This is a genomic window from Cytobacillus sp. BC1816 (genome assembly GCF_051353635.1).
In the GTDB taxonomy this organism is placed as follows: domain Bacteria; phylum Bacillota; class Bacilli; order Bacillales; family Cytobacillaceae; genus Cytobacillus; species Cytobacillus oceanisediminis_C.
This window is the reverse complement of record NZ_CP195611.1, coordinates 2,130,198-2,140,816: the sequence shown is the minus strand read 5'-3', so window position 1 is coordinate 2,140,816 and position 10,619 is coordinate 2,130,198. Positions and strand designations below refer to the sequence as shown.

Annotated in this window: 9 protein-coding genes; 1 reads left to right on the top strand and 8 read right to left on the bottom strand. The window is 43.1% G+C overall.

What is annotated here, in order from left to right; genetic code table 11:
• Window positions 1–533: 533 nt before the first annotated feature.
• Window positions 534–1,478, bottom strand: a complete 945-nt coding sequence (locus tag ACR42H_RS11040) for an alpha/beta hydrolase (RefSeq protein ID WP_436376138.1) — start codon at window positions 1,476–1,478, stop codon at window positions 534–536.
• Between the two features lie 68 nt (window positions 1,479–1,546).
• Window positions 1,547–3,193 carry a flavin-containing monooxygenase gene (locus ACR42H_RS11035; protein ID WP_436376136.1) on the bottom strand — a complete coding sequence of 549 codons (1,647 nt, stop codon included), beginning with the start codon at window positions 3,191–3,193 and terminating at the stop codon, window positions 1,547–1,549.
• A gap of 175 nt (window positions 3,194–3,368) precedes the next feature.
• Here ACR42H_RS11035 and ACR42H_RS11030 point away from each other — a divergent pair, with 175 nt between their 5' ends.
• The gene (locus ACR42H_RS11030; RefSeq protein WP_113884011.1) at window positions 3,369–4,064 is read left to right on the top strand and encodes a response regulator transcription factor; all 696 of its coding nucleotides are present in this window, start codon (window positions 3,369–3,371) and stop codon (window positions 4,062–4,064) included.
• Window positions 4,065–4,113: 49 nt separating this feature from the next.
• On the opposite strand, the gene ACR42H_RS11025 is transcribed toward ACR42H_RS11030, so the two are convergent.
• The 6 genes from ACR42H_RS11025 to ACR42H_RS11000 form a co-directional block, all read right to left on the bottom strand.
• Window positions 4,114–5,388 carry a serine dehydratase subunit alpha family protein gene (locus ACR42H_RS11025; RefSeq protein ID WP_113884012.1) on the bottom strand — a complete coding sequence of 425 codons (1,275 nt, stop codon included), beginning with the start codon at window positions 5,386–5,388 and terminating at the stop codon, window positions 4,114–4,116.
• Between the two features lie 139 nt (window positions 5,389–5,527).
• On the bottom strand, window positions 5,528–5,875 hold the full coding sequence (locus ACR42H_RS11020) for a hypothetical protein (RefSeq protein ID WP_113884013.1): 348 nt from the start codon (window positions 5,873–5,875) through the stop codon (window positions 5,528–5,530).
• Between the two features lie 116 nt (window positions 5,876–5,991).
• Window positions 5,992–7,509 carry an osmoprotectant update ABC transporter permease/substrate-binding subunit OpuFB gene (gene opuFB / locus ACR42H_RS11015; protein ID WP_436376134.1) on the bottom strand — a complete coding sequence of 506 codons (1,518 nt, stop codon included), beginning with the start codon at window positions 7,507–7,509 and terminating at the stop codon, window positions 5,992–5,994.
• The gene (locus ACR42H_RS11010; RefSeq protein WP_436376132.1) at window positions 7,506–8,459 is read right to left on the bottom strand and encodes an ABC transporter ATP-binding protein; all 954 of its coding nucleotides are present in this window, start codon (window positions 8,457–8,459) and stop codon (window positions 7,506–7,508) included. The genes opuFB and ACR42H_RS11010 overlap by 4 nt, the downstream gene beginning before the upstream one ends.
• Before the next feature lie 174 nt (window positions 8,460–8,633).
• Window positions 8,634–8,930 carry a hypothetical protein gene (locus ACR42H_RS11005; protein ID WP_436376130.1) on the bottom strand — a complete coding sequence of 99 codons (297 nt, stop codon included), beginning with the start codon at window positions 8,928–8,930 and terminating at the stop codon, window positions 8,634–8,636.
• Window positions 8,931–9,287: 357 nt separating this feature from the next.
• Entirely contained in the window at window positions 9,288–10,493 is a 1,206-nt protein-coding gene (locus ACR42H_RS11000) for an NAD(P)-dependent malic enzyme (protein ID WP_436376128.1), read from the bottom strand.
• Window positions 10,494–10,619 lie beyond the last annotated feature (126 nt).

Genomic DNA, 10,619 nt, shown 5'->3' with positions numbered 1-10,619 from the left:
TGCTCTTTAATTGATAGAAAAGTAAGAATACTCACTATACTCATCTTAAAGGGCAGAGATGTGAGCAGTAAATTGGGGTAATAAAAGAGGTACATTACTACTAAATTTCTTACTTTCTGGTGGTATTTATCTTGAAAATAGGATAAAGAGCATCTTGATAGGCAGGAGAAAAGTATAAATTTGGAAGAATGGGATATTGATTACCCCAAATGGGCGATGGGGGCGAGTTATTGGGTGAAACTTTTTTCTTGGGCTTTATGGCGACCATTTCTTTTCCTTACTTTTTTTATTTTTGTCATGTGCGATCCATGGCGACCGTTTTCTTTTACTAGCTTGCATTTTCGTCGTTATAAATGATCCATGGCGACCATTTTCTTTTCCTCCCTTCCGTTTTCGTCTTTATGAATGCTCCATGGCGTCCGCATTCTTTCCCTCGACATGAACTCTTCAGAAAATCTATCAAGTAATTAATTGACAAAACTAACACAAAAAAAAGGACACTCCTTCAATTAGAAGTGTCCTATCTGCAAATATTATTTCGAAGCGACACTCCCTTGGAACACACGCTTTAAGGCATCTGCCGCCTGCTCAATCGATTTTCTTCCCTGCTCCAGCACACCTGGCATCCAGAAGAAGCCATGGATCATGCCGTCATATCGTTTGGCTTCAACCGGGACGCCTGCTTCTTTTAAGCGTTCAGCGTAGGCTTCCCCTTCGTCTCGCAGCGGGTCAAACTCACCCGTTAACACTAATGCAGGCGGCAGTCCGCTTAGGTCTTTTGCCTGCAGTGGAGAGGCATATGGATTTTTCCCATCCTCTTCATTCCGCAAATAATGATTCCAGAACCATTCCATGCTGTCTTTCGTTAACAGATAGCCGTCTGCATTTTCAGTATAGGATTCTGTTGCATAGGAATGGTTGGTTACAGGGTAAATCAGCATCTGATAGGCAATTGAGATTTCGCCCTTGTCTCTTGCCATGAGGGCAGCAACTGCTGCAAGGTTTCCGCCTGCACTGTCGCCGCCGACGGCAATGCGGCTTGGATCCACTCCAATGGATGCTGCATTTTCAGCCACCCATTTGACTGCAGCATACGAATCATCCGCAGCCGCAGGAAATTTATGTTCCGGAGCCAATCTGTAATCCACAGAAACGACCACGCAATTCGCCAGGTTCGTTAAAAGCCGGCAAGGAACCTCTACTGTCTCCAGGTCACCGATTACCCAGCCGCCGCCGTGATAGTAGACGAGTGCGGGAAATAGGCCTTCTCCTTTAGGAGTATAAATTCGGACAGGTATCTCTCCTCCTGGTCCCGCAATATTTCTATTTTCAATCTTTCCTACTTCCTCAGGTTCTCCAGCCAGAGCTCTGAAATCTGTAGTGAGCCTGGCTTCCTCTGGTGATAGCTGGCTCATCGGCGGAGCTCCTGCTGCTTCCATTTGTTCCAATAAAAATTTTGCCTGCGGATCTAATGCCATTATTATTTTCCCCCTATTAATATATTATAGACAGGGCAGGTGTAATGCCTGCCCTTATCAACATCCACTTAATTCACAGCACTTTTTTCAGAGGCTTTGAGGATAAAACCTTCATAGCCTTTTTCGGCGACTTCATCACAAATCTTTCGGTAGGTTCCTACACCGCCAAGATAGATTTGGAAGCCGCGGGCTTTTCCTTCAATGTTGGCTCCCATATACCAGGAATCTGTTTTCGTAAATAGGGTCTGGTCGGCGATTTCACGGCAGTGCTTGCTCCATGTATTTTCCGACTCTTCCTTTACTTCAATGACAGCCTGGTTCTGGTCGCGCATATAGCTAATGCAATCAGACACCCATTCCACATGCTGCTCAATCGAAACCATCATATTGCTCAGTACGGACGGACTCTCAGGTCCAGTCAGCATGAACATATTTGGGAAACCTGCTGTGCCAAGGCCAAGATAGGTTCGAGTATGGGAGCCGCCTGCCCATTTCTCTTTCAGGGAGACGCCGTCTTTTCCGCGGATATCCATCTTAAACAGCGGTCCGGTCATCGCATCAAATCCTGTAGCAAACACGATCATGTCAAGTTCATAGTCAGCATCTGCAGTCTTAACGCCGGTTGCGGTGATCTCTTGAATCGGTGCTTCCTTTACATCCACCAGCGATACGTTATCCCGGTTATAGGTCTCGAAATAATCTGTATCAATGATGGTCCGTTTAGTGCCATAAAAGAATCTCGGAAGGAGTTTATCCGCCACTTCAGGCTTTTTGACTGTTTCGCGGATTTTAGAGCGAATGAACTCTGCTACGATTTCATTGGCTTCCGGAGTAATGGACAAGTCATTATATGTGTAAGTAAGATTTAACAGACCTCCTTTTTTCCAGGCTTCTTCAAAAACCTTTTGCCGCTCTTCAGGAGATTCATCAAACACAGAAATGTTTCTTGGCTCCTCAGGGATGCCCGTAATGGAATGGCGCATTTTTGCTCTGATTTCCCTGTAATTTTTCCGTATATTTTTCAGGTATTCTGGATCATTCGGAGTATTCCTGGCTGGACTGCTATATTGCGGGGTCCGCTGGAATACGGTCAGGTGCCTGGCTTCTTTTGCAATGACTGGGATTGCCTGGATACCGCTGGAACCTGTGCCGATGATGCCAACGCGCTTGCCCTGGAAATCCACTCCTTCATGCGGCCAGTGCCCTGTATGATGCCATTCGCCCTTAAAGTCTTCCAGCCCTTTAAATTTAGGTACATTGGACGCTGACAAGCACCCTACAGCTGTAATAAAATATTGGGCAGAAACCTTTTCACCATTATTTAAATGAACGTTCCACCTATTTTTCTTTTCGTCAAATTGCGCGGATTGCACCCTTGTATTGAACTGCACATTACGCCGCAGATCAAACTTATCCGCTACATAATTTATGTAGCTTAGAATTTCTGGCTGTTCGGCGTATTTAGCAGACCAGTTCCATTCCTTCAGCAGTTCCTCAGAAAAAGTGTAATTATAGTAGATGCTTTCAACATCGCATCTTGCGCCGGGATACCGATTCCAATACCATGTCCCACCGACATTATCGCCTGCTTCAAATACCCGGGTGGAAAAACCAGCCTCCCGCAAACGATGCAGCATATACAGTCCAGAAAAACCAGCCCCTACGACAACAGCATCAAAATCCGTGTGAGAGTTCGATTTTTGAATAGATGACATACTTTCTTCCTCCTCAAGATAATTAAATATTGAAAGCGATTACATTTTTTCTTTTTAAAAATGCCTCCTCTCCGGCAGGACTTAAATTTTACTCTAACTTAAGCTTACTATCATTAAGTTGTATTGAATATTCACAATTTTCTATATATAATATCCCTATAAGGAAGGTGTTTATATGGGAATAGGATCTACCATTTTGGATAATATCCAGAATTTAGAAGATATCGAGAGTCATGAGGAAAAGCTGTATAAAATTCTAGAGGTTTATATGAACGTTTTTCCTGTAAAGAACGCCTATTTATTCCGGTATTCACCTTTAGGTTTTATTGGTGAAGGAATCATCGCATTAACGTGCCACGGATTAATTCATATCAGGGATATCAGGGATGATATTCGTTCATTGCCGCTCATTTACTCCGCCCTTTATGAAAGAAAAGCAAAATATTGTTCTGGGATCGAGTACCTTAAGCAAATAAACATCAAATACATAACAACTTCCAATGTCAACTCCTTCCTGGCTACCCCGATCTGCTTTGGTGCCGTTCCCATCGGCTATATTTGCACAAACGAATTTGATGAGCATGGAAAAATTTCTGATCAGCAGCTTTCTTCTTATACCCAATTTGGTCAACACGTAGGAAAAACCCTTGAAAAAACAGAAGGTAAAGAAGATGCCCGGCTATTAAGCAGAAGAGAAATGGAGGTCATGAAAAGGATTTCCTGGGGAGAAAGCATCAAAGAAATGGCTGATTCCATGTTGATCAGTGAAGTCACCATCAACCAGTATATTAAAACAGCTATAAGGAAACTGGGGGCTCAAAACCGGACACAGGCAATTGCGGAGATGTTTCGACGAGGGATGATTTCGTAATTAGCGCACCAAAAAGGCCCTTTTCTTACAAAGAGGGCCTTCTTTTCGATTATTTCTCCATCATCAATTTTAAAATCAGCTCATCCGTATGACGGGTTCCTTCATTTCCTAATTTACAGAAACTCTCGATGCTCTTTTCAACGTCATCGTGAATAAATCCATCGGTTGATTTGATTTCCTGATCGTTGAGCGCAAGGAGGGCAGACTGCACAGCTACATTGGAGCAGGTAGATACTTTCATGGCACAGCCGGCTTTTGCTCCGTCACAGATCATTCCGGAAACATTCCCTATTGTGTTTTGAATGGCTGCTTTAATTTGCTGAAGCTGTCCATCCAGCAAATATACGATGGCTGCACTTGCCCCCATTCCTGCAGCAGTTACACCGCATAGTGCTGAAAGCCGGCCAAATTTAGATTTAATATGAATGGTTATCAAATGACTGAGTGCCACTGCCCGAATCATTTTTTCCTCAGAAACCTTTAGCCTTTCTGCAGCTGCAACAACTGGAAGAGTGACTGCGATTCCCTGGTTGCCGCTTCCTGTATTCGCCATTACAGGCAGTGTAGAGCCCGCCATTCTCGCATCTGATCCAGCTGCTGCCAAAGACATTGCCGCAGTGGCAATATCATCAGACAAGATGCCCATTTTCACATTTTTCTTTATCGTTTTCCCTACCTTTAGGCCATATTCGCCAGATAGGCCCTCCATTCCAATGACCCGATTGAGCTCGATACTCTTTTTAACAAGTGATAAGGAACTGATTTCTGAATTAAGCACCCATTCATATATCTCATCAATGGAGAGTGCAATTAATTCATCTTCTTCCGATTGAATTCCTATATTTTCACATCCGCCCTTGTAGATAGCCTTGCCATCAACCTCTATTAAAGTAATATTGCTGTGATTATCAGAGATTACCACTCTGGCAGTCTGCATATCTGTTTTTAAGACCGCTTCGATATAGAGCCTTTTTGGCGTCTCTGCCTGGAGGGAAATTACTTTTCCTTCTTCAATAAGTTTTAGCGCCAAAAGTTCATCTTCTGGCCCCACTCCCTCTAATACTTCCAGCTTTCTTGCAGGGTCCCCTGCCACAGCGCCGATTGCCGCTGCGAAATCAAGACCATAGGAATTCATGCCGGGTATTCCGACTGACTTAGCATTTTTAATGATATTTCCGCTCGCTTTTAAGCAAAGCTCCTTTATTTCCCCTTTTGCATGGCTCTTTGCCGTGGCTGCAGCAAGTGCAATAGCAACAGGTTCCGTACATCCGAGGGCAACCACTAATTCTTTTTCCAGAATTTTTAAGATCTTGTGCTTTTCCATTTTTCATACCCCTAATTGTTTAAAGTAAAAGAATAAACTTTAACTATTATAATCCAAATAGTGAAAAATTAAGAGAGGCAATATTTCCTTCCACACTAAAACTCCTCGGAATCAGAAAAATAGGATCAGCTTTGTCTCTTTAATCTTTGCTGAATAATGAACTGAGATTCTTCAATGAATATAATCTTCCAGTCACCATAAACAGGCTGTTATAGTTTCTATGTACATATTCATCAATAATGGTGAGCCCTTTTACAAACCGGTCCACCAAATAATTTGTGTACTTTGGGTCCCAGACAAAGCGATTGATTCTGTACAGCTCATCTGCGAGGATATGGAACTTAAAGTCTGCAGCAATCAATTTGATTTGATGTAATTTGTCAGTGTCCATATAAAAGATATTTCTTTCAAGATTTTTATCGAGAAAGGCAAGAAAGTCCTTAATATTTTCAGCGAGCAGGTTTGCTTTTTCCATCTCATATTGCATGCCAACATCTCCTTAAGCACAAGTTCGATTAAGAAATGTGTATGATAATTGGGCATAATTTAAAACAGTTCTCCATGCAAAAACCGCCCGGATTCTCTCCAGACGGTTTTCGAGTACTACTTCAGAAGCTCCTCCTTCTCCAAATACTCCCGGGCAGTTTCTTCAGCACTTGCCCCTTCAACATTGACTTTATAATTCATTTCACGCATTTCATCGTCACTGATTTTACCGCTCAGTTTGTTTAAGGCTCTAATCAATTCGGGGTGTTCCTCTACTGTTTCTGCTCTTAGCAATGGTGCACCCTGATACGGAGGGAACAGATTCTTGTCATCCTCCAGGACAGTGAGGTTATATCTTGCGATTTCACTATCTGTAGAATAAGCATCCACCAGGTTGATTTCTCCTTTTTCGATTGCTCCATAACGCAGCTTAGGCTCCATGGTTAAAACAGTTGGAAAATCTAGGCCATATAGCTCCTGAATGCCCCGATAGCCATCTTTCCGATCCGAGAATTCAAGGGTGAAGCCAGCTTTTATGTCTTGCTCGACTGCTTTTAGATCTGAAATGGATTGCAGGCTAAATTCCTCGGCCAATTGCTTAGGAACTGCCAAAGCATAGGTATTATTGTATGCCATCGGTTCTAACAGCTCCATGCCGTATTGTTCCTTCATTCCTTTTCTGGCCTGCTCATAAACCTCTCCACGGTCGGTGCTTACCGCTGTCTCTTTTAAAAATTCGGCAATGGCTGTACCGGTAAACTCAGGGTACACATCGATGCTTCCTGATTTCAGCGCATTGAAGACAAACGACGTCTTTCCTAATCCAGGCTGTAACTCAACTTTAAGGTCGGTTTCATTTTCAATCAGTAATTTGTACATATTAATAAGTATTTCCGGTTCTGAACCAAGCTTCCCGCCAATGACAAGGTTCTCTTCTGTTTTATTTGTCAGTAAAGGGATTGTCATAACCAGTATCATCGAACAAATGAATAGCACCAGCGCTGTAAGCGATCTTTTAAATGACATATGCTCGAAGCGGCGCAGCAGCATGTCAAAAAGAATTGCCAATATGGCTGCAGGTATAGCCCCAATAACGATCAGTGCCGTATTATTCCGGTCGATTCCAAGGAGTATCAGGTCTCCCAGTCCTCCTGCTCCAATTAATGCTGCAAGTGTAGCCGTTCCGACAATTAAAACCATAGCTGTCCGGATTCCGGCCATTATCACCGGCATGGCGAGAGGAAGCTCTACCTTCAAGAGCCTTTTCCTCCTGTTCATTCCCATTGCCCTTGCCGCTTCGATAATAGAATCATCCACTTCCTTTATGCCTGTATATGTATTTCTTAGAATGGGCAGAAGTGCATATACGACTAGTGCGATAATAGCCGGGATTTTCCCAATGCCGAAAAAGGGAATTAAAAGACCAAGCAAAGCTAATGAGGGAACAGTCTGCAATACTGCCGTCACTCCAATGATCCCCTCTGCTATTTTTTGTTTGTTAGCCAGATAAATTCCAAGCGGGATCGCAATTAGGACGGCAAAAAACAAAGCAATTAGCGAAATCTGTATATGCTCTATAAGTACACTTAATAATTGCCCTTTCCTCTCATTAAGAACAGAGCTGAAGGTATTCATGACCTCACCTCTTTCTTCATGCTGCCAGCCAGATTACGTATAAAAGCCTGCCTGTTAACTATTCCAATGATGTTTCCTCCCTCTTCCACAGCAAGTTCATCATGAGCGGCCAATAAACGAAGCGTTTCTTCCAGTGAAGCTGAGACGGAAATAACTGCCCCCTTCTGTTCGGTTTCTGAAATCGGAAGCAGGATATCTTCAAGGCTGAATCCCTCCATGTACGGTCCCCGCTCTTTCCCGACAAACTGCCGGACAAATTCATCCTCCGGGTTAGCAAGAAGCTCCTCTGGAGTGCCAACTTGCACGATATTCCCGTCCTTCATGACACAAATGCGGTCACCGAGCTTTAAAGCTTCCTTCATGTCATGTGTGACAAAGACGATTGTCTTCTCTATTTTTTTCTGAAGATGGATTAGGTCGTCCTGTAGCTTTTCCCTGCTTATGGGATCCAGCGCACTAAAAGGCTCGTCCATCAGGATGATGGGCGGATTGGCGGCCAGGGCTCTTGTTACTCCGACTCTTTGCTGCTGTCCCCCTGAGAGTTCATGCGGCCTTCTGCTGCGGTATATGTCAGGCTCCAATCCGACCATTTCCAATAACTCATGAATCCGTTCTTTGATTTTTCCCTGTTCCCAGTTCTTTAGCTCGGGTACAATTGCAATGTTCTCCGCAATTGTCATATGAGGAAAAAGAGCAATCTGCTGGAGGACATAGCCGATATCCCAACGGAGCTCATGAATGTCATAATCACTTATCCGTTTGCCTTTGATGGATATCGTTCCTGATGTCAAAGGAATCAATCTATTAATCATCTTCAGAACGGTTGTTTTTCCAGAACCGCTCGGACCGATAATAACGAAGAACTCGCCTTCTTTTATATGTAAATTAATTGAATCAACTGCCTTGGTTCCATTCCCATACTGTTTTGACACATTGTCAAATTGAATCATTGCTCCACCCCTCTAATAAGTTCTCATCTGGATTATTCCCTATTTTTCACGGAAAAACTGCCGTGCAGAAGTTTTCTTTTTACTGTTATACCATCATACAGATAGATAAGTTATTTTTCCATTATGGGGTTTTATAAAAAAGGACAGCCTCCATCAAATAGAGGCTGCCTGTTATTATGCCGGAGACCTGTTCAGTTTCTTAAAGAGGTCCGGAAAGTCATTTCTAATTGTTTCGCGGATATCTCCAGATGCAAGGTGGCGAATGGGATAGGCTTTTACTTTTTTTAGGGTGGAGTGCGGGTTTCCTTTAAAAACATTAACTGTCTCTTCTAAAAATCTTTCCTGCTGAAACAGATGATTGTTTCGATTTTCAAAAACTTTGTTTTCTGTTTGCTCATAAATAATATAATAGTCTTCAATGATTTCACCACGGAACATCTCCTGCGTCTCGATTACTTCGTATACTTTCATCGGTATCAATCTCCTTTTTAAAATTAATTTGCTCTTTTCTAAAGATAGGTAATTTTAAGGTTGTCCGTTGATTTCAGCACGGGACACTTGCTTTCCGCGGGGAGGGACGAGAGCCTTCTCGGCAACGCCTGCGGGGTCTCCCGCTCCCTCTCCTCCCGCAGGAGAAGTGTCCTCCTCTTCAATCAACTCAGCAGTTAAACTTAGTTAACCACTTAGAAACATAGAACCTTAAGAAAACAGCCATTAATTCAGAGTGACGAAAGTGATAAAATAAATCCATTGGCAAAACCAGCAGCTTGATACTTTGGATATTATGATTTACTTCGCTTGAACATGCCTCCGTATACAAATTTCAGTCTATTGGCTTATCGTCTCGCTCTTTAAGATTTCGATCCGGGCAGCACCGGTTTCCTGGGCGGCTTTTACTACTGCATCCTTTACAGCCGGGACAACTCTGCTGTCGAGCGGTCCTGGGATAACATAATCTGGTGATAAGTCTGCAGCGTCGATTAATCCGGCGATGGCTTCGACAGCTGCCATCTTCATTTCTTCATTAATTTCAGTAGCCCTTACGTCCAAAGCTCCTCTGAAAATCCCCGGGAATGCGAGGACATTGTTCACCTGGTTAGGCAAATCAGATCGTCCTGTTCCTACCACTATAGCCCCTGCCTCCTTCGCCTCTTCCGGCATGATTTCAGGAACCGGATTTGCCATGGCGAAAATAATGGAATCCTGACTCATTGTCTGGACCATTTCCTTTGTTAAAGCTCCTGCAGATGAAACCCCGATGAACACATCAGCTCCAATTATAACCTCTTCAAGCGGTCCCTGGCGTTTATCCTGATTGGTGATTTTCGCCACAGACTCTTTCACAGGGTTCATTCGCTCCTGCCTTCCTTCATAAATCGCTCCCTTTGTATCGCACATGATGATATCTTTAACACCCATATTGAGGAGCAGTTTGATAATCGCGATTCCTGCGGCACCTGCCCCATTGATAACAATTTTTATTTTATCCATTTGTTTATCAACAAGCTTTAAAGCGTTTTTTAAACCGGCAGCCGTTACGATTGCTGTTCCATGCTGGTCATCATGAAAGACGGGAATATTCATTTCCTGCTTAAGGCGTTCTTCAATGTAAAAGCAATTAGGTGCCGCGATATCTTCCAGGTTGATGCCGCCAAAGGAAGGCTGCAGCAGCTTGACTGTATTAATAATATCTTCGGGATCCTTCGTATCAAGGCAAATCGGAACGGCATCAATTCCTGCAAAAGCTTTAAATAGTGCAGCCTTCCCCTCCATGACGGGCATAGAGGCTTCAGGGCCAATATCGCCAAGCCCCAGCACCGATGTTCCGTCAGAGACAACGGCGATTAAATTGCCTTTTATTGTATAATCATAGACTTTCTCAGGCTTGTCATGAATTTTTCGGCACGGCTCTGCTACTCCTGGGGAATAGGCTAAACTTAAATCCTTCATGCTGTTCAGCGGCATTTTCACATCAATTGATAACTTCCCTTGAAACTTCTCATGAAGCAATAAAGATTCTTTCTGCAGATCCATCTTAACCATCTCCCCAAATTGAATATTGTCAATTTTCAGTATTATATTGTTGTAGATTATTATATAATGAGTGGTATCCATAAATGAAATACATATAAACTATAATCATTATGCCTTTTGGTTATA